Origin of the sequence: Streptomyces sp. NPDC101166 (assembly GCF_044768125.1) — a bacterium.
Classification (GTDB): domain Bacteria; phylum Actinomycetota; class Actinomycetes; order Streptomycetales; family Streptomycetaceae; genus Streptomyces.
This window is the reverse complement of record NZ_JBIWPF010000009.1, coordinates 92,065-111,264: the sequence shown is the minus strand read 5'-3', so window position 1 is coordinate 111,264 and position 19,200 is coordinate 92,065. Positions and strand designations below refer to the sequence as shown.

General features: G+C 71.3%; 12 protein-coding genes. 6 read left to right on the top strand and 6 right to left on the bottom strand.

What is annotated here, in order from left to right; genetic code table 11:
• Positions 1–30: 30 nt before the first annotated feature.
• From ACIRS4_RS17875 to ACIRS4_RS17855, 5 genes are all read right to left on the bottom strand, one after another.
• Positions 31–789 carry a hypothetical protein gene (locus ACIRS4_RS17875; RefSeq protein WP_404196384.1) on the bottom strand — a complete coding sequence of 253 codons (759 nt, stop codon included), beginning with the start codon at positions 787–789 and terminating at the stop codon, positions 31–33.
• A gap of 87 nt (positions 790–876) precedes the next feature.
• Positions 877–1,653, bottom strand: coding sequence for a hypothetical protein (locus ACIRS4_RS17870; RefSeq protein ID WP_404196381.1), 777 nt, complete (start codon positions 1,651–1,653; stop codon positions 877–879).
• A gap of 13 nt (positions 1,654–1,666) precedes the next feature.
• Positions 1,667–6,439, bottom strand: a complete 4,773-nt coding sequence (locus tag ACIRS4_RS17865) for a putative T7SS-secreted protein (protein ID WP_404196378.1) — start codon at positions 6,437–6,439, stop codon at positions 1,667–1,669.
• Positions 6,440–6,441: 2 nt separating this feature from the next.
• On the bottom strand, positions 6,442–7,095 hold the full coding sequence (locus ACIRS4_RS17860) for a hypothetical protein (protein ID WP_404196375.1): 654 nt from the start codon (positions 7,093–7,095) through the stop codon (positions 6,442–6,444).
• Complete coding sequence (locus ACIRS4_RS17855; RefSeq protein ID WP_404196372.1) at positions 7,085–7,504, bottom strand: hypothetical protein; 420 nt, start codon at positions 7,502–7,504, stop codon at positions 7,085–7,087. Before ACIRS4_RS17855 ends, ACIRS4_RS17860 begins: the two co-directional genes overlap by 11 nt.
• A gap of 648 nt (positions 7,505–8,152) precedes the next feature.
• On the opposite strand from ACIRS4_RS17855, the gene ACIRS4_RS17850 reads away from it, so the two are divergent.
• The 4 genes from ACIRS4_RS17850 to ACIRS4_RS17835 all read left to right on the top strand — a co-directional run bounded on the left by ACIRS4_RS17850 (position 8,153) and on the right by ACIRS4_RS17835 (position 14,574).
• Positions 8,153–9,424 carry a glycosyltransferase family 2 protein gene (locus ACIRS4_RS17850; protein WP_404196369.1) on the top strand — a complete coding sequence of 424 codons (1,272 nt, stop codon included), beginning with the start codon at positions 8,153–8,155 and terminating at the stop codon, positions 9,422–9,424.
• Positions 9,421–11,469, top strand: a complete 2,049-nt coding sequence (locus ACIRS4_RS17845; protein ID WP_404196366.1) for a right-handed parallel beta-helix repeat-containing protein — start codon at positions 9,421–9,423, stop codon at positions 11,467–11,469. The genes ACIRS4_RS17850 and ACIRS4_RS17845 overlap by 4 nt, the downstream gene beginning before the upstream one ends.
• A gap of 88 nt (positions 11,470–11,557) precedes the next feature.
• On the top strand, positions 11,558–13,045 hold the full coding sequence (locus ACIRS4_RS17840; RefSeq protein ID WP_404196363.1) for a hypothetical protein: 1,488 nt from the start codon (positions 11,558–11,560) through the stop codon (positions 13,043–13,045).
• 182 nt (positions 13,046–13,227) lie between these two features.
• Positions 13,228–14,574, top strand: a complete 1,347-nt coding sequence (locus ACIRS4_RS17835) for a UDP-glucose dehydrogenase family protein (RefSeq protein WP_404196360.1) — start codon at positions 13,228–13,230, stop codon at positions 14,572–14,574.
• Between the two features lie 58 nt (positions 14,575–14,632).
• Here ACIRS4_RS17835 and ACIRS4_RS17830 read toward each other — a convergent pair whose 3' ends face one another.
• Complete coding sequence (locus ACIRS4_RS17830; protein WP_404196357.1) at positions 14,633–15,610, bottom strand: D-2-hydroxyacid dehydrogenase family protein; 978 nt, start codon at positions 15,608–15,610, stop codon at positions 14,633–14,635.
• A 201-nt stretch (positions 15,611–15,811) separates the two neighbouring features.
• On the opposite strand from ACIRS4_RS17830, the gene ACIRS4_RS17825 reads away from it, so the two are divergent.
• Both ACIRS4_RS17825 and ACIRS4_RS17820 read left to right on the top strand, forming a co-directional pair.
• Complete coding sequence (locus tag ACIRS4_RS17825; RefSeq protein WP_404196353.1) at positions 15,812–16,705, top strand: glycosyltransferase family 2 protein; 894 nt, start codon at positions 15,812–15,814, stop codon at positions 16,703–16,705.
• A gap of 431 nt (positions 16,706–17,136) precedes the next feature.
• Positions 17,137–19,182 carry a BTAD domain-containing putative transcriptional regulator gene (locus ACIRS4_RS17820; protein WP_404196821.1) on the top strand — a complete coding sequence of 682 codons (2,046 nt, stop codon included), beginning with the start codon at positions 17,137–17,139 and terminating at the stop codon, positions 19,180–19,182.
• Positions 19,183–19,200: the final 18 nt, after the last annotated feature.

Below are 19,200 nucleotides of genomic sequence, written 5' to 3'. Positions count from 1 at the left end.
CAGGGCCCGGAGAGCCCGTGTCGAACTCGCTCACCAGTTCCCGTAGTCCTGGACCATGATGGCGATGAGGTCGAGCAGGGCGTCGGCCCGGTGCGGGTCCTCTTGCTGGTTGCGCAGGGCTTCGTCGGCGGCCCGAAGGCGGGCCAGGGCGGCCGGTACGCCGTCCACCAGGTCGTCGACCAGCGGCGTGGTGATCAGGTCGAGGCATTCGGTGAGCAGGCGACGGGTGGCGGGGGAGGGCGGGTTGGGATCGGGGGCGGCGAACCCTCTGGTCAAGTAGCGGACCGGGTCGGTGAGGCTCCAGCCGACGACGGTCTCCTGCTGGATGAGGAGCGCCACGTCGGGGGCGATGCCGATGCGGGCCTCCAGCGGCTCGTCCAGGACGTCGAGATCGCGCAAGCAGGTCAACGCGGCCTCGCCGGGAGCGCGGCACAGCACCGCGCACATCTCATGCCGGAAGTCCTTGACCTCGTCCGCGCGAAGGCCCCCCGGTCGGACGGGAGGCAAGACGGGAACGCGAACGGACGTCTCGTGTCGCGCGGAGACGTACGGCATCTGGAGTTCGGCTCCGACCAGCTTCCGGCTGTCCGGGTCGAACCGCAGGGTGTCAGGGGCGTCCCACAGCCACTCCTGGCTGCCGAAGGTGGCCACAAGAAATCGCTCACGCTCCCTCACGTTCGCGTAGTGCGCGACGTGCACGGAATTGCCCGCGAAGCGGGGGGCGATGGACAGCGGACCGTCCGTCACCGTTGCGCCCCAGTCGCCGTCGAACGACAGTTTCATGGTCATTCCTGCCTCATCTGATCTGCATGCTGAGGCCGGTTCGGGAGTTCCTACGCCGTGATGGCCTGGCCCTGGGTGCGGCAGAGTGAGGGTTCACGGTTTCGGCCCGGTCGGCCGGTCGGCGTAGTCCTCGACCAGGTCGGCGATGAGCGCGAGCAGGGCGTCGGCTCGGTGGCGGTCCTCGGGCTGGGTCCGCAGGGCTTGTTCCAGTGCCCGGAGTCGGTCCAGGGCGGCCGGGGCCCGGTCCCTCACCTCGTCGAGCAGCTCTGTGGCGACCAGGTCCAGGCATTCGGTGAGCAGGAGGCGGGTGGCCGGGGCGGGGGGAGCCGGGTCGGGGGCGGCGAACCCGGTGGTCAGGTACTGCGCGGGGTCGGTGAGGCTCCAGCCGACGACGGTGCCGTGCTGGACGAGGAGGGCCACGTCGGGGGCGATGCCGATGCGGGCCTCCAGCGGCTCGTCGAGGACGTCGAGGTCGCGCAGGCAGGTGAGCGCGGTGTCTCCGGGGGCGCGGCAGAGCTCAGTGGTCACCTCCAGGCGGAAGTCCCGGGCCTCGTCCGCGCGAAGACCGCCCGGGCGGACGAGAGGGGTGACGGGAACGCGGGCGGAGTCCTCGGCATCGGCTGCCTCACCCGCGATCTGGAACTCGGCACCGACCAGTTCCCGGCCCGAACGATCGAACCGGAGCTCGTCAGGCGTGTCCCACAGCCACGGCTGACTGCCGAAGGTGTCCAGCAGGAACCGCCCGCGTTCCTCGACGTTCGCGTACGTCGCGACGCGCACACGGAAGTCCCGGAAATCGAAACGCGGGGTGATGTGCAGCGGATCGCCCGTCACCGTTGCGGTCCAGTTGTCGTCGACGGTGATTCTCATGGTGAATGCCACCTCATCTGACCTGCACTCCAGGAGCCATGTAGCCGTTCTTGGCTGGAATCCTGCCCTCCACCACGTCCGCGTGTGTGATCGGGCTGCCGGGATCGGAGGGCAAGCCACCCAGCGCCTCGGCCCCGGAAGGACCCTTGATTCCGGACGAACCGTATGCCGTGATGACGTTGCCCGCCCCCTGACGGTCGGCCCGGACCACCACGATGTCGTCACCCTGACGGAAGATCAGGTTTCCGCTGGCCGCTGTCGAGTGGTACACCGCGTCGGGCTTCTTGAGGATCTCCGTGACCATTTCCTCAGTGAAGCCATGGTCATGTGCGTGGTAGTTGCCGGCCTTCTTGATCTTGCCTTCCTGCGCCCTCTCGATGACCTGGTCCATGGCCTTGAGGGCGTCCTCCCTGGCCTTCTGCGCCTTCTCCTCTTTCGTGTACTTGGGCATGAGGCCCAGCGGGTCGCACCCGCTGTGCGGGTTGTCCACGTACGCGACGGGGTTCGGGGCGGGAGCGAGGCCGAGGGGGTCGGGGGAGGTGTAGCGGCCGGTCTCGGGGTCGTAGTGGCGGAAGTGGTTGTAGTGGAGGCCGGTTTCGGGGTCGTAGTACTGGCCGGGGAAGCGGAGGGGCGTGTAGGCGCTGCTGTGCCGGGACCAGGCCGTGGTGCCCCAGAGAGTGGTCCGGGTGCGCCAGGCGATGTCGCCCGTCTCGTCGATGAGCTCGGTCGGTGTGCCGACGAGGTCGGTGGCGATGGCGAAGAAACGCCGGTCGATCTCCTCTTGGCGCGCGTCGGCGGTGAGGATGCGCTCGGTCTGGGCCAGCGGGACGACGTCCCGGTGGTCCCAGGTGAGGGCGATCGTGTTCGGGGCGTCCGGCCGGTGGCTCGTCTGCTCGCACAGGGTCAGGCCGTCCCAGGTGAAGCGGACTTCCTCCACCACGCTCTCGCCGTCGGCCGCCAGGCGCTGTTTCGCCGTGCGGCGGCCCAGGGGGTCGTAGCGGTACTTCCACCGCGTCCCGTCGGGCGTGGTCACGGAGGTGAGGCGGTTCTCCGTGTCCCACGTGTAGCGCCAGGTGTCGGGCTTGCGGGAGAGCCGGGTCTTCTGCCGCAGGACGACCCGGCCGAGGGCGTCGTGTTCGAAGCGGACGTCTCCGGCGCGGGTGATGCTGGTGCCGGTGTAGGCGCGCGGTCCGGTGGCCTCGCTGCCGGGGTGGTGGGACGGCCAGGAGGCCGAGGCCTGGTTTCCGGCGTCGTCGTAGGCGTACCGCTCCGTCCAGTCCTGGGCGTGGACGGCGGTGACGCGGCCCGCCCGGTCGAGGTCGAAGGTGCGGGTGCCCGAGAGCAGGTCGGTGAGGGAGAGCAGGTGACCGTCGGCGCGGTAGGTGTAGGCGCGGCTGTTGACGGCGCGGGCTCCGGCGGTGATGTGCTGTCCGGTGAGCCGTCCTGCCTCGTCCCAGGCGGAGGCAACGGTGATCGCGTCCCCGTAGGCGCGGGTGATCTCGCGGCCGGCGGCGTCGTGCGTGAAGTCGATCCGGCGACCGCCGGTGGTCAGGCGCTGGGGCTGACCGTCGACTCCGTAGGCGTAGGAGGTGACGTGACCGGTGGGCGTGGTGCGCTTCGTGCGGCGGCCCAGGGCGTCGTAGGAGTAGGTGACGGGACGGCCGTCCACCAGCTCGGTCTTGACCTTCCCTCGCCGGTCGTACTGGTAGCGGAGTTCGCTGTCCGGTCCGGCTGCCTCCAGCAGGCGTCCGGCCCTGTCGTAGCCGTAGGTCGTCACGTGGCCGTCGACGTCCTTGCGGATCACCTGTCCGAGCTGGTCGCGTTCGAAGGAGATGGTTTTGCCGAGCGCGTCGGTGCGGGAGGCGAGCCGGCCCGCGGCGTCCATGCGGTAGGTGAGGGTGCGGCCGTCGAAGTCGGTCTCGGAGACGACGTCGCCGGCGGCGTCGTACGCGTAGCTCCAGGTCAGCCCTTGCGGGTTGGTGACCCGGGTGAGGCGCAGTTCCGCGTCGTGCCGGAATTCGTAGCGGGCGCCGTCGGGCCCCGTGCGGGCGACCGGCAGGTCGAAGTGGGTGTACTCGAAGCGGGAGACGCCACCGGAAGCGTCGGTGTGCGTGAGGCGGTTGCCCTCGCCGTCGTAGGTCCATGACTCCGTGACGCCGTCGGGGCCGGTGCGCCGGGAGAGCTGTCCGTCGGCGTGCCACTCGAAGCGGGTGACACCGCCCACCGGATCGGTGACGCGGACCGGCCTGCCGAGGGCGTCGCGCTCCGTGCGAGTGACGGCGCCGCCAGGGTCGGTCACCTCCACGGGCAGCCCCGCCGCGTCGCACACCGCGCGCGTGGTGGCTCCGAGGGCGTCGGTGACCGAGGTGAGCCGGCCGGCTCGGTCGTAGGTGCAGCGGGTGGTGGAGCCGGCCTGGTCGGTGATCGCCGTGCGGTTGCCGCGCTCGTCGTACTCATGGACAGTGCGGGTGCCGTCCGGGCCGACGACCTCCACCGGCAGGCCGAACGGGCCGCGCACAGTGCGCAGTTCACTCCCGTCGGGGCGGGTGGCGGAGACGACCCGGCCGTCCTCGTCGTAGGAGAAGGCGGTGGTGAGCCCTAGCGGGTCGGTGCGGGTGCGGAGATCGCCGCGCAGGTCGTAGGTGAAGCGGGTGGTGTGGCCGAGGGGGTCGGTGGTGGCCAGGAGACGGCAGCCGGGGCCGAACACGTGGCGGGTCGCGTGCCCGTCGGAGGTGGTGACCGTGGTGGTGCGGTGGCCCGTGTCGGGGTCGGGCTCGGTGTACGCCAGGGTGATCTGGACGTGGCCGGCCTCGCCGCCTTCGGCGACGACGCGGTCGTGGTCGTCGTAGACGTAGTCGTAGCGGCTGCCGTTGGAGTCGATCCAGGCGATGACGCGGCGGCGGTCGTCGTGGACGAAGGTGGTGGTGGCGCCCGACGGCTTGGTGACCGTGGTGAGGTTGCCGTCCTGGTAGCCGTAACTCATCAGGGGCAGGTCGGCGCCGTCGTCGCCCGCGCCGGCCAGGGACAGGGCGGTGACCAGGCCGTCGGTGACGGACAGCTTCACCCGGTGGCCCGCCGAGTGGACGAGGGCCAGCGGCAGGCCGTCCTCGCCGCGGTCGACGGTGATCGAGTGGCCGTTGCGTTCGGTGACGCCCGACAGCCAGGCGACGCCGTCGCCCCCCGGTTCGCTGCCGGACGGGGCGGTGAAGTGGAAGATCAGGCCGCCGTCGAGGTCGGTGACCGTGTAGTCGCCGTCGGCGTCACGGGCCAGCAGGGTGCGGGCCCGGCCCGATGCCGGCCTGGTGGGCGCGCCGGGAACCGGGTGCGGGTACGGGATCAGGAGGCCGTCGGCGGTGACGTGGACGACGCCGACGGCGTCGATCTGCAGACGCTCATCGACGGTCGACGTCCAGGCCGGACCGAGGAAGCGGCCGACCGTGCAACCCGACTCGGTGCGGCGGGTGAAGACCAAGGGCAGGATGCCGGGGATCGCCAGATCGGTCTGGGGCAGGAACATCCGGCCCGAAGCGAGGTCGACGGGGTCGGTGCCGTCGGCGGGGCGTTCGACGTCAGGCCGGTTGTGGGTGCCCTCGGGGGCGTCGTCGAGCAGTCGGCGTGCCTTCGCGAGGTCGGACGCCTCCTCTGCGATGCGGATGCCCTTCACCGCGGCGCCGCCTCCGCCGGTGGCGGCCGTCAGCGCGAGGTCGGGGATCAGCCGGCCGAAGCCCTCGGCCGGGTCCTTCATGAAGTCGCTGACCATCTGCTTGCCCGTGCCGACGGGGTCGTTGGCGGCCACCACCAGACCCGCGGCCAGACTGTTGAGGGACGTGGCGTACTCGGCCGGGTGGGTGATGTTGTACGGGTCCACCGGATTGACCGAGCGGACGAAGTTCAGGATGCCGGCCGTGCCCTTGACGATGCCGCCGCCGACATGGTCGCCCATGATCTGCAGCTCCTGCACGCCGTCGGCCAACTGCTCGGCGTAGGAGGGCTTCTTCGGGGCGAGGTCGCGAGCCGCGCTCACCGCGGAGCGCGCGGTCTCCGCCGCCGAGTTCCGCTGCTTGCGGGCCTCGGCGAGGATGTCCTGGGCCTCCTGCATCAACTGCTTGCCCGGGTCGTCGAACGTCGCCGCGGGCCTGGGCGGGAGCGAGGCCGGATCACGCTTGTCGGCGGGCTGCGCGTTGTAGCGGTCGACGGCGCCGTTGTAGTCGTCGACCTTCTTGCGATGGGCGTCGGCGGCCTCCTCGGACGCTTTGACGCCCTCCTTCCACTTGTCGATCGCCGTCTGCGCCTGCCCCTGCGCCCAGGTGACGGTGGAGGCGAACGCCTCCAGCGCGGCGGCGGCCTTCTCACAGGCGTCCGCCCCGGTGAACCACTTGGGCGGCTGGGTGCCCACGGCGGTCCGCAACGCCTCGGCCGTCTCGCCCTTGAGACGGGAGGAGTCCAGACCCTTGAGGCCTTCACCGGCGTTGTCGAAAGCCGTCCGGAAGGCACGGAGTTTCTCGGCGGTGGAACGGAGCTTGTCGGCGCTGCCGTAGATCAGTTTCGTCCTGTCCTCGGTCTGCCCGAGGTCCATCTCGTCGGTCTCGGCGCCCATCCGGTTGGCGACCGAACGGGACTTCTCACGCACCCAGTCCGCACCGGAATCCCATCCGACGTCCTCCAGCCGGTCGGCGGTCCAGTTCCCGGCGTCCTCGACCCGGTTGCCGGCCCACTCGACGCCGTCCTCGACCACCTCCTCGACCGAGTCGGGCGTGATGTCACTGATGAAGTCGCCGATACCCATGGTCAGTTCCCCCCTGACTCACCCTGCTGCGCCTGCCGGGCGCGCTCCTCGGGCGACGGACCGAAGGTGTCGTCCAGCGCCTGGTTCCACTCCTCGTCGGAGATGCCGAGCGCGTCGTTGAGCACCTCCGACCGCCGACCGCCCTCGCCCTCGGTGAGGACGGTGCGGCCGGTGTCCTTCCACGTCTGCTCCATCTCCTGACCGGCCCGGTCCCACGACTCGGCGCTCCAGTCCGGATCCAGGGCGTCCGGAGTGAACACGTCGCCCCAGTCCTGCCGGGTGATCTCCTCCTCGGTGGCGTGCGGATTGCCGCCCATCACGGAGTTGACGCCCACCTTCAGCGCGCCCGCGACGTACTGGTCGTTCTCCCACTGGGTGCCCGCCGCCAGGCCGAGGCGGTTCGCGAGCGCGCTGGCATCGCCGACCAAGGCACGCACGCCCCACTCCCAGCGCTCGCAGAAGTCCTCGAAGTCGACCGACAGGCCGTGATGTCCGGCCTCCATCCCGCTCATCGACAGTCCCGAGAAGCCCTTGCCCGTCACCGAGCCGGTGGCCCCGCCGAGTTCACCGAGCTCGTCGATGGTCGCGCCCACGCCCTGGGTGAACTTGGCGACCGACTCCCTGCCGAGCCGGATGTCCATTCCCTCATCGCCCATGACCTCGCCCCTTCCTCACATCGGCGTCGACGGCGACCGTGTCCGGGACGATGCCGACGACCGGCGGGAAGAACATCGACCCGTCCTCGCTGGCTATGTCGACGGCGAGACCGGCGGGTTCGCCCAGGGACGGCACGACCTCGTCGACGATGCGCGCGCCCAGCAGCGCCGCGTAGTCCATGGGCTGATCACCCGGCCCGTGCCGCAGCGCGAACCGGGCCAGCGCGGTTTCGTCGGTGAACCCACAGATCCACCGCACCCCGCCCGACCTTGACGACCACAGGCCACCGTCGGCCGTCGGCACCAGAAGAACCGACCGCCGCATCTCACCGACCAGCGCCCGTGGGTCGCCGACTCCCCTTCTCCGCTCGGCGATTCGCTCGGCGAGCGCCGTTCTGGCCTGCTTCACGGACCCTCCCTCGTCATAGGTCACCGATGGCACCGTAGATCAGGACACCCGGCAGGACCGGGTCGGTTCTCGTGAAGGTTCCGCTCGGGCCGGCCGGTTTCGGGAGGGGAGTCTCGAGCCCGGGCACGGCCCCCTGGATCGGCTTGCCGGGCCGCCGCGTTGGTCAAAGGTGACGCCGCCATGACGGGCGGGTCACGGGCGTCCGCACCGTGGAATTCGAGCGTGTGAGGTGTATCACATTCCGTTTGCTTGTGTGAATGATGTGAAGCACGTGCGTTCGAGGTGCGCGAGGGATGTACGCTTGCGTGTCGCGTTCATCTCAAGTCGCTTCTTGCGGACGCGGGATGACGGCACGTCAGATCTGCGGTCGGTGGCCGAAAGTCGGCGCTCGAATCGTTCACCGTTCGCTGAGAGATTGCTCGTCCTGTGAATGTTTGGTGCCCACCTCAGGTGAATTTTGTGTTGATCGTGTGTCGGAAGAGCTCGTTTCGGCCCTAGATTTCCCGGCGTAGACCGCGAACGTCGCACATATGGCCCATGCGGTGGGCTGCGCTCCGGCTGGGGGGTTCTGAGTTCGTGTCGGGTTTCTTCGACGATTTCTGGTCATGGATTGTCACGGCGACTGCCGAGACGTCATGGCGTGAGCTGATGCCGCTCGGCCTCGCCGGCGTGTTCGTCTGGGGTCTGTGGCTCTACCGGGCGGTGCTGTCCCGGTTCGCCAAGCCTGTGGTGAACGACTACCGGACCACGGTGTCCGTGGTCGTCCCGGCGTACCGCGAGGACGCGAGCATTCTGGTGGACTGCCTGGAGACCTGGCTGGCGCAGGACCCCACCGAGGTGATCATCGTCCCGGACGTGGAGGACAAGGAAGTCCTGGAGCGGCTGGCGCAGGTGCGGGACCCGCGGGTCCGTGTGCTGGCCTTCGAGCACCGCGGCAAGCGGTCGGCGCTCGGCGTCGGCATCCGCGCCGCGAAGAGCGAGCTCGTCGTGCTGGTCGACTCCGACACCCGCTGGGAGCCGGGGCTGCTCGCCGCCGTGCAGATGCCCTTCGTCGACCCCGAGGTCGGCGGCGTCGGCACCCAGCAGAACGTCTACCAGCGCCGGACCAGCGTCTGGCGGCGGATCGCCGACTGGCTGGTCAACCTGCGCTACTACGACTACGTCCCGGCCATGGGCCGTGCGGGCGCCGTGGCCTGCCTCTCCGGTCGTACGGCGGCCTACCGCCGGTCGGCGATCGCGCCGGTGCTGGAGAACCTGGAGAACGAGTTCTTCCTGGGCCGGCGCTGCGTCGCCGGCGACGACGGACGGCTCACCTGGCTGGTGCTGGCCTCCGGTTACAAGACCGTGCACCAGAGTTCCGCGCGGGCGCTGTCGATGTTCCCCTCCTCCTTCCGCGCCTTCGTCAAGCAGCGGGTGCGCTGGAGCCGCAACTCCTACCGGTGCTACCTGACCGCCCTCTACAAGGGCTGGCTCTGGCGGGTCCCCCTCGTCACCAAGATCACCGTGTTCCAGATCCTGCTGACGCCGGTCACCATGGGCATGGCGCTCGCGTATCTGCTGTTCAGCCGACTGGAGTTGACCGGTCGGGGCGTGATCCTCGTACTCATCTGGCTGCTCGTGGGCCGAGGCATCCGCGGCTACTCCCACCTGCGCAGGCACCCGCAGGAGATCCTGCTGCTGCCGCTGCTCGCCGTCGTCGTCATCATGATCTCGCTGCCGATCAAGCTGTTCGCCTTCATCACCATGAACAAGCAGGGCTGGCTGACCCGCGCCAGCAACCGCATCGGCGGCGAGGGGCAGAACTCGGCGTCCCTCGGCGGCGGAACGGGTGCACGGGCCGACGCGTCCACCGCGCCGACGGCCGCCGCCGCGTCTCCCGCCCCCACCGCACCCTCGTGGGCGGAGGCCCAGCAGTCATGACACAGCGTCGACTTCCGTCCGCCTCGCGGACCCGTGCCCTGCCGGCCGCCCCGAGAATCCGCACCCTCCCGGCCGCCCTGCGGGCGCCGCGTCTGTCGGCCGTGGTGCCGGTGCTGCGCGCCGCCCTCGTCGTCCCGCTCGCCGCAGGTCTGCTCGCCGCGTCCGCGACCGTCGCCACGGCCGCCGACGCGGACGACAAGCCGAAGGTCAACGCCGCCGACGCGGAGAACGAGACCGCGCTCGTCGCCGCCGAGGACCACCGGCTGGACCAGGTCCGCGCGGTCGCCGCCGTCGCCCCCCTGAAGGGCGGCCAGTGGAAGGCGCCGTACCGCCTGGACACCGGCAGCGGCTACACCCTCGTGCTCACCCAGCGCAGCAACGCCTACACCATCTCCGACCTGCTCGAACTGGCGCCGCAGACGTTCGTCCGGATGCAGGACGGCTCCTATCTGCTGACCGAGAACATCTATCTGAACGCCGGGGCCAAGCTGAAGCTGTCCAACCCGGGCGGGCTGACGCTGCGGATGGCCAGCAGCAACAAGGGCTTCGTCAGCATCGTCTCCTTCGGCGGCCGGCTGACCCTGGAGGGCACCCCGCAGGCGCCCATGCGGATCACCAGCTGGGACGACAAGAAGAACAAGCCGGACACCGACGTACGGGACGGCCGCGCCTATATCCGCGCGATCGGCGGCCAGTACTCCATGAACTACGCCAGCGTCACCGACCTGGGCTTCTGGAGCGGCCGCACCGGTGGGCTGAGCCTCACCGGCACCGACCGGCCCGACACCGGCAACATCGACGACTCCCCGGCGAGGCCGGGCGCCAAGGCCGGCAGCAGCGGCGTCATCGCCCAGCCGTCCGGTTCGCTGAAGACGCCGGACACCCGCTTCTCGGTGCCCAGCCTGTCGTACGTCTCGGCGGCGATCGGGCACTCCACGGTCACCGGCAACGCCTACGGTCTGTTCATCTCCGGCGCCACCGGGGTCAGCATCAGCGACACCACGGTGCAGGGGAGCCTGGAACACGGCGTCGTGCTGCACCGGTTCGTCACCAACGCCGTCGTCGAGCGGACCGTCTCCCGCAACAACGGCGGCGACGGGTTCGTCATGGCGCGCGCCACCGAGCAGGTCCGCGTCAGCGGCTCCACCGCCAAGGGCAACGGCGGCAACGGCTTCACCATCAGCGGTCGGCCGCTGGCCAGCGGGCCTTCCGCGTCCGGCGAGTCCATCAGCAGCTACGGCTCCAACTCCGTGTCCAACAGCGTCGCCACGGACAACGGCCGCTACGGCATCGAGATCTTCGGCGGCACGGACGTCGGCGTCCAGAACAACCGCGTCGAGGGCGGCGACATGGGCATCGTGGCCCGCAAGGACGCCACCGACGTGGCCATCACCGGCAACCACCTCAAGGGCCAGTCGCGGCAGGGCATCTCGGTGCGCGACGGGGTGACCGCCGCCACGATCACCGGCAACATCGTCGAGGGCACCGACACCGGCATCTACGTGCGCGACAGCGTGGCGGAGATCCGCGGCAACACCGTCCAGGACGGCCGTAACCACGGCATCTCCATGGTCGGCGGCGTCGACGACTCGATGATCACCTACAACGTCATCTCCGGCGTCGGCCCGAGCGCCGTCGACACCACCCGCGCGCACGGAGACATCACCGTCCGCTCGAACCAGCTGTTCGCCTGGCACGACACCAGTTCCTTCTGGATCAAGTTCCGGCACTACGCCAGCCCGATGACGCTGCTGTGGACGTTCATCCTGCTGCTCATCCTGATCTCGGCGCTCCTGGGCGGCCGTGAGCGTGGGGGACGCCGGCACGGCCGCCGGCGCCTGGGCGCGCACCCGTACGAGGACAAGCTGCCGCTGAACGGCACGCCCGTGATCGAGGTGCCGGTCCGTCAGGTGACGCCCAAGCGGGAGTGGTTCACCGAGGAGGACCAGCGGACCACCGGCCTGCGAGTGTGGGCCTCCCAGTCCGCGCAGTCCGTCCCGGCCGCGCAGTCCGCGCAGCCGGCGTCGGCCGCCCGCGTGCCCTGATGACGATGCCTGTCCGCCGAGCAGCCGGAGTTTGTCGCCCATGCCTTCCGATCCGTCCTCTGTCTCTCCTGAGCCGCCTGAGCAGCCTGTGAAGCCCGAGTCCTCCGTGCCGTCCGAGCCCGCTGTGCCCTCCGGGGAAGGGGGAGCGTCTTCCGGCGAGCCGTCCGCGTCGTCGGGGACGCCCGCGTCCGGGACGCCTGCGTCGCCCGGGACGCCTGCGCCTTCTTCGGATGACGCGGCGGCGGCCGCGGGAGCGAACCTGGCGTCCGAGGAGGCTCCGGGTCCCCAGGGACCCCAGGCCCCGCAGGGGGATTCGGCGGGCGAGGCGTCCTCGGCGCCGCCCGAGCCCGTCGAGCCGGCGGAGGCCTCCGAGCCGCCCAGGCCGTCGTACGCGCCGTCGGCCGGCGGGGACGGCGGCGGCTCGTCGTCCTCCCGGCAGCCGGCCGTATGGCTGGCCGGGGGCGCCTTCCTGCTCGCTCTGACCGCGCTCATCGTCGTGGTGGCACGGGACGGCGACGCGGAGCCGAAGGTGACGGCCGGCGCCTCCACCGCCGGGCCCAGCGTGTCGCCGCCCGGGCTGCTGCCGGCGGAGGAGACCCCCTCGGCGCTGCCCAGCCGGTCGGTCGCCCCGAAGGCGCCGTCGACGGCGCGGCCCACCCGCGGTTCGGTGCCGTCGGAGGCCGTCAGTTGCCCCGCGGCCACGGTCAAGGTGAGCAACGCCGAGACGCTCGAGCAGGCCCTCGCCCAGGCTCAGCCCGGGGACAGCATCGCGCTCGCCGCGGGGACGTACGCAGGGAACTTCGTCGCCGAGGTCTCCGGCACCGAGGCCAAGCCGATCTTCCTGTGCGGCGGCTCCGGAGCGGTCATCGACGGCGGCGACACGGACGACGGGTACGCCTTCCACCTGAAGAACGCCAGCTACTGGCGGCTGGTCGGCTTCACCGTCCGCAACGCCCAGAAGGGCGTGATGGCGGACGGTGTGGTGGGCAGCGTCCTCCAGGGTCTCACCGTCGAGCAGATCGGCGACGAGGCCGTCCATCTGCGCGACTTCAGCTCGGACAACATGGTCAGGGACAACACCATCCGCGCGACCGGGCTGCGCCGCGAGAAGTTCGGCGAGGGCATCTACATCGGCACGGCCGAGTCCAACTGGTGCACGGTGACCGACTGCAAGACGGACACCAGCGACCGCAACGTGGTGATGGGCAACCACATCAGCGACACCACCGCGGAGTCCATCGACATCAAGGAAGGCACGAGCGACGGCAAGGTCATCGACAACACGTTCGACGGATCGAAGCTGAGCGGCTCGCACAACAACGACTCCTGGGTCGACGTGAAGGGCAACGGCTGGCTCCTGGAGGGCAACACCGGCAGTCACACGCCGATGGACGGCTTCCAAACCCACCAGATCGTCAGCGGCTGGGGCACCGGCAACACCTTCCGGGGCAACACCGCGAACGTGGACGGACCGGGCTACGGCTTCCACCTCACGTCCGAGGGCAACAAGGTCGCCTGCGACAACAAGGCGAACGGCGCGGACGAGGGCCTCACCAACATCGACTGCGGTTCCTGACGCCCACGACCCCGCCCCGCCCGCCCCTCACCGCCCGTAGACCTCCGCCCCCCGTCCCGACCACCCCCGCTCCCTCCCCTTCGCCCCTCCCCTCCTCCCTTTCCCCATCGCTCCGCAGACCGCCATCCGTGACCGGCTCATGCGGCGGGCCGACGTGCCCTGACACACCCCTGGAGACCACCGTGACCCTTGAGGACGACGCGCGCACCGACGCACCCCGTCTCACCGTCATAGGCACCGGCTACCTCGGCGCCACCCACGCCATCTGCATGGCCGTCCTCGGCTTCGACGTCCTGGGCGTCGACGTCGACCCGGCCAAGATCGAGCGGCTGAACTCGGGCGAGGTGCCCTTCTTCGAGCCCGGCCTGCCGGAGCTGCTGGCCAAGGCCCTCGACAGCGGGCGGCTGCGGTTCTCCACGAGCTTCGCCGAGGCCGGCGAGTTCGGTGACGTGCACTTCATCTGCGTGGGCACGCCGCAGCAGCAGGGTTCGTACGCGGCCGACATGCGCTACGTGGACAGCGCGGTGGAGGAGCTCGCGCGGCATCTGCACCGGCGGGCGCTGGTGGTCGGCAAGTCCACCGTGCCGGTGGGCACCGCCGCCCGGCTGGCCGAGGTCGTCCGGCGGACGGCGCCGGCCGGGGCGGACGTCGAACTCGCCTGGAACCCGGAGTTCCTGCGGGAGGGGTACGCCGTCGACGACACCCTGCGGCCCGACCGGCTGGTCTTCGGCACGGAGTCGGAGTGGGCCGAAGAGCGGCTGCGTGCCGCGTTCGCGCCGGTGATCGCGCAGGGCACGCCGGTGGTCGTCACCGACCTGCCCACGGCGGAACTGGTGAAGGTGGCCGCCAACTCCTTCCTCGCCACCAAGATCTCGTACATCAACGCCATGGCGGAGGTGTGCGAGGCGACCGGCGCCGACGTCACGGGGCTGGCCGAGGCGCTGGCCTACGACGACCGCATCGGCGGCCGGTTCCTCAAGCCGGGCCTCGGCTTCGGCGGCGGCTGCCTGCCCAAGGACATCAGGGCCTTCAGCCACCGCGCCGAGGAACTGGGCGTCGGGCAGGCCGTGTCCTTCCTGCGCGAGGTCGACGCCATCAACCAGCGCCGCCGGGCCCGCACGGTGGACCTCGTCCGTGAGCTGGCCGGGGGCGAACTGGCAGGGGTGCGGGTGACCGCGCTGGGCGCGGCCTTCAAGCCCAACTCCGACGACATCCGGGACGCGCCCGCGCTGGACGTGGCCCGGACGCTGCACCAGGCCGGCGCCGTGGTGACCGTCATCGACCCGGCGGCCACGGAGAACGCCCGGCGGGCCTACCCGGATCTGAACTACGGCACGGACGTCCTCACGGCGGCCCGCGAGGCGGACGTGGTGGTGCTGCTCACCGAGTGGGCCGAGTTCCGGGAGATCGAGCCCGACGCGATGGGCGGGGTCGTCGCCCACCGCCGGATCGTCGACGGCCGGCACGCCCTCGACCCCGCGAAGTGGCGTGCCGCCGGCTGGGAGTACCGGGCCCTCGGCCGCCCCTGACCAACCCGAGGTGGGAGCCGTCAGCGCGGAGCCGACGGCTCCCCTCACCGGGAAGCTGTCAGCTGCCGTCCCGCTTCGTGCCCAGTTCCCGGAGCGGGGAGCCCTTGAGGAACGCCTCGATGTTCTCCACCGCCTGACCGTAGTACCGCTCGTAGTTCGCCCGGGTGACGTAACCGAGGTGCGGGGTGGCCAGGAGGCGCGGCGCCGTGCGGAACGGGTGGTCGGCGGGGAGCGGTTCGCTGTCGTGGACGTCGACGGCCGCGCCGGCGATGCGGCCCTGGTGCAGGGCGCTGAGCAGGGCGTCCTGATCCACGATCGCGGCGCGCGAGGTGTTGACCAGGTAGGCGGTCGGCTTGAGGAGGGCGAGTTCGGCCGGGCCGAGCAGCTCGCGGGTGCGGTCGCTCAGGGCGAGGTGGACCGAGACGAAGTCGCTCCCGGCCAGCAGCTCCTCCTTGGAGCCGGCCAGGCGTACGCCGACCTCGTCCGCGCGCTCCTTTCCGAGGTTCTGGCTCCAGGCGCAGACCTCCATCCCGAAGGCCAGGCCGACCTGGGCGACCCGGCTTCCGATCTTCCCCAGGCCCAGCAGACCGAGCCGGCGTCCGTGCAGGTCGGCGCCGAGGGTCGACTGCCAAGGGCCGCCCCGGCGCAGGGCGTTGCTCTCCTCGAGGAGACCGCGCGCGAGGCCCAGCAGCAGCGCCCAGGTGAGTTCGACCGGCGGGGTGGAGGAGCTCTCCGTACCGCACACGGTCACGCCGTTGGCCCGCGCCGCCGCGTAGTCGATCACCGTGTTGCGCATGCCGGAAGCGATCAGCAGCCTCAGCCGGGGGAGGCGGCCCAGGAGGGAGGCGGGGAAGGGAACACGTTCGCGCAGGGTGACCACACAGTCGAACTCGGTGAGAGCGTCGGCGAGTTCCCCCTCGTCGGTGAAGTGCTCGGTGAAGGAGACCACCTCCACCCGGCCGTCCAGCGGGGACCAGTCGGCGACCGTGGTGGCGACGCTCTGGAAGTCGTCGAGAACGGCACAGCGGAAGGGCATGTCGGTTCCTCCGAAGGTCGGTGCGGCGTGGCGTGGCCACTGCTCGTGATCATCGCCCGTCGTGCGGGGGCGGGGTGGAAAGAGCAGGCAAAACGGGCCGCCGTCCGGGCAACGTTGTCGTCTGAGGCACCATCTAGGTGAACGACGGGCATCGCGCGTACGGGACGCGGTCGCCCTCGCTGGCCGGACGGAGAGTGGGACGTGGTGGAGCCGAGGATCGCCGTTGCCGTGGTGACGATGGGCAACCGGCCCACCGAGGTCGACGCCCTGCTGGAGTCCGTGGCCAAACAGGACCTCCCGCCCGCCCGCATCGTGATCGTCGGCAACGGCTGCCGGCTCCCCGACTTCGCCCGCCGTCTCTCGCTGCCCGGCGAGGTCACCGTCATCGAGGTCGACGACAACCTGGGCTGCCCCGGCGGCCGCAACGTCGCCCTCGCCCGCCTGCGCGAGCACGGCGACGTCGACGTCGTCGTCGAACTGGACGACGACGGGCTGCTCGTCGACGCGGACGTCCTGCGCCGGGTCCGCGACCTGTACGCCGCGGACCCGCGCCTGGGCATCGTCGGCTTCCGCATCGCCGACGAGAACGGCGAGACGCAGCGCCGGCACGTGCCGCGCGTCGGCGCCTCCGACCCCATGGAGGGCGGCTACGTCACCGGATTCCTCGGCGGCGGCCACGCCCTGAGCATGGCCATGCTCGACCAGACCGGCGACTGGCCCGCCGAGTTCTTCTTCGCCCATGAGGAGACCGACCTGGCCTGGCGCGCCACCGACGCCGGCTGGAAGATCCTCTACGCCCCCGAGTTGCTCCTCCAGCACCCCAAGACCTCGCCCGCCCGGCACGCCATCTACCACCGCGTCACCGCCCGCAACCGCGTCTGGCTGGTCCGGCGCAATCTGCCGCTGCCGCTCATCCCTGTGCACCTGGGCGTGTGGATCGCCGTCACGCTGCTGCGCACACGCTCGCTCGGCGGGCTGAAGGCATGGTTCGGAGGCTTCGCGGAGGGCGTGCGCGAGCCGGCCGGCGCGCGGCGGCCGATGCGGTGGCGGACGGTGTGGCGGCTGACCAGGCTGGGCCGGCCGCCGGTGATCTGACGTTCCGGCGCCCGTGTCCGGGCGGGGCGCGTGACGGGTGAAAACGGGGCGCGGGCCCCGGTCGTTCACCTCTGCCGACCGGGCCCGGACGCGCCCCCAACTCCGGCCGCGGCGGCGACACTCCCCCGAGCAACGCGTTCTACGCGCGCGCCGTCGGGCCGGAGCCGATGTTGTGATCACATCAGGCCACACCAACGAATCGCTAACATGTCGCCAACGGTTCCGCGTATCACCGCTGGTCGTCCGGCCTGAGGTCGCCGGACGGGCAGGGAGACCGGCCGCGACGGCGGCCGGGTTCGCCGGGAACCGACAGGGACAGGATGGCGTGACACCGCCGGTGCCGGGGTGAAATCCCGCCAACGGGACGGCAGTTCACTCGCGGGGGCGCGACCGGCCGGTGCACGGCGGGTGGAAGGGTGAAGATCGGCGTGATGCGGTACGAGCTGCGGTTCGGACTGCTGGGACCGCCGGTCCTCTACGACGCCGGCACCCGTCCCTCCCGCAGCGCCCACGGAGATGACGGACCGCACGGCGTCCCCCTCCCCGCGGCGAGGGCCGTCCGCAGCCCCAAGGCGCGTGTCCTGCTGGCCGCCCTGCTGCTCGACGCCGGACGGATCGTCCCCGTCGACTCGCTCAAGGAGGCGCTGTGGGGCGGCGCGCCGCCGCCGTCCGCTCAGGCCTCGCTGCACAATCACGTGTCCCGGCTGCGCCGGCTGCTCGACGACCCGGACCGCCTGCGGGCGGCCCCGCCGGGGTACCGGCTCCGGGTCGACCACGGTGAGCTCGACGTCCACGTCTTCGAACGCCATCTCGCGGCGGCCCGCGGTGCGTTCGCCGCCCGGAACTGGGAGCGGGTCGTCCGTGAGTGTGAGGCCGCGCTCACGTTGTGGCGGGGCGTACCGCTCACCGGGCTTCCCTCCGAACTCGGCGGCTACGCACTGGTCCAGCGTCTGAAGGAGGCCCGGCTTCTGCTGCTGGAGTGGCGCTACGACGCCGAACTGGCCCTCGGTGACGGCGAGCTGGACCGCCTCGTCCCGGAGCTGACGGAGCTCGCCGCCGAGCATCCGCTGCGCGAGTCCTACCACCGGCAACTCATGCTCGCCCTGCACCGCGCGGGCCGCCGGGCCGAGGCCCTCGCCGTCCACCGCGACCTGCGCACGCACCTGGTCGAGGAACTCGGCGTCGAGCCGGGCCAGACGGTGCGCGAGGCCCATGTGGAGGTGCTGCGGGATGCGGGGGAGGGGGCGGTGAGGGGTTTCGCCGAGGGTCCGACGGGTGGCTTCGGAGACGTCACAGGGGCCGCCGCCGTAAGGCGAGGCGAGGTCGGCGCCGTAAGGCGAGGCGAGGTCGGCGCCGTGAGGCCGGGCGAGGTCGGCGCCGAGACGGGCTCCGCCCCCTCGCCCACGCCGGCCCCGCTCCGTCCTGCCCAACTTCCGCCGTCACCAGCCCACTTCACCGGCCGCGTGGACCTCCTTCGCCGTCTTCACGAGGCTGTCGCCTCCGAGCCGACGGCGGGCCCCCTCGTCATCAGCGGGATGGCAGGCGTGGGCAAGAGCGCTCTCGCGCTCCAGGTCGCCCACCAGCTGAAGGAACGTTTCTCCGACGGTCAGCTCTACCTCGACCTGCACGGCGCGACCCCCGGCGCGGCCCCGCTCACCCCGGCCCAGGCCCTCGCGGCCCTCCTGCGGGACCTCGGAATCGATCCCCGCCACCTCCCCGAATCACCGGACGCGGCGACCGCGTTGTTGCGCACCCTGCTCGCGCCGACCCGCACGCTCCTCGTCCTGGACGACGTCGCACACGCCGCCCAGGTACGCCCGCTGCTGCCTGCCGGCCCGGGCTGTGCGGTCATCGTCACCAGCCGGTCCCCGCTCACTGCTCTCGACGGGGCCCACCGCTTCCGCCTCACCCCGCTCTCGGCCGGGGAGAGCGTGGAGCTGCTCCGCGTGGCCTCGGGCCGCGCTCCTCACACCGGGCCCATGAATCCAGCCGCTCCCGCCCACGGCCACGGTCACCACGACCTCACCGCCTCCCACCCCCTCGTCGAGCTCACCGGACGGCTGCCCCTCGCCCTGCGCGTGGTCGCCGCTCGCCTGGCCGCCCGCAGCCACCTCACCCCGGACGCACTGGCCCGCCGACTGGCCGTCCCCGGAAGCAGGTTGCACCACCTGGAGTACGACGACCTCAGCGTCCGCCGCTCTCTCGCCGTCGCCCACGACGCCCTGGCCGCCTCCGATCGAGAAGCGGACCGGGACGCTGTCCTCGTCCTGCGCCGCATCGGCGGCCTCGACCTGCCCACCTACGGTGTGCCGCTGCTGGCCCGTCTCGCCGGCATCGACGAGCGGCGCGCGGAGGCCGCCCTCGACCGGCTCGTCGACGTGGCCCTGTTGGAGGAGACGGCGTACGGCCGGTACGCCCCGCACGTCCTCGTACGGGACTTCGCCCGCGAACTCGCGAAGGCGGCACCGCCGGTCTGACCGTCCCCTCGTTGCGCC

What these genes read in the sequence shown, in the direction of transcription:
- ACIRS4_RS17850 (WP_404196369.1), top strand. Translation starts at nt 8,153, where the DNA reads ATGCCGCTCGGCCTCGCCGGCGTGTTCGTCTGGGGTCTGTGGCTCTAC.
- ACIRS4_RS17830 (WP_404196357.1), bottom strand. Translation starts at nt 15,610, where the DNA reads ATGCCCTTCCGCTGTGCCGTTCTCGACGACTTCCAGAGCGTCGCCACC.
- ACIRS4_RS17860 (WP_404196375.1), bottom strand. Translation starts at nt 7,095, where the DNA reads ATGGGCGATGAGGGAATGGACATCCGGCTCGGCAGGGAGTCGGTCGCC.
- ACIRS4_RS17820 (WP_404196821.1), top strand. Translation starts at nt 17,137, where the DNA reads ATGCGGTACGAGCTGCGGTTCGGACTGCTGGGACCGCCGGTCCTCTAC.
- ACIRS4_RS17845 (WP_404196366.1), top strand. Translation starts at nt 9,421, where the DNA reads ATGACACAGCGTCGACTTCCGTCCGCCTCGCGGACCCGTGCCCTGCCG.
- ACIRS4_RS17875 (WP_404196384.1), bottom strand. Translation starts at nt 789, where the DNA reads ATGACCATGAAACTGTCGTTCGACGGCGACTGGGGCGCAACGGTGACG.
- ACIRS4_RS17865 (WP_404196378.1), bottom strand. Translation starts at nt 6,439, where the DNA reads ATGGGTATCGGCGACTTCATCAGTGACATCACGCCCGACTCGGTCGAG.
- ACIRS4_RS17870 (WP_404196381.1), bottom strand. Translation starts at nt 1,653, where the DNA reads ATGAGAATCACCGTCGACGACAACTGGACCGCAACGGTGACGGGCGAT.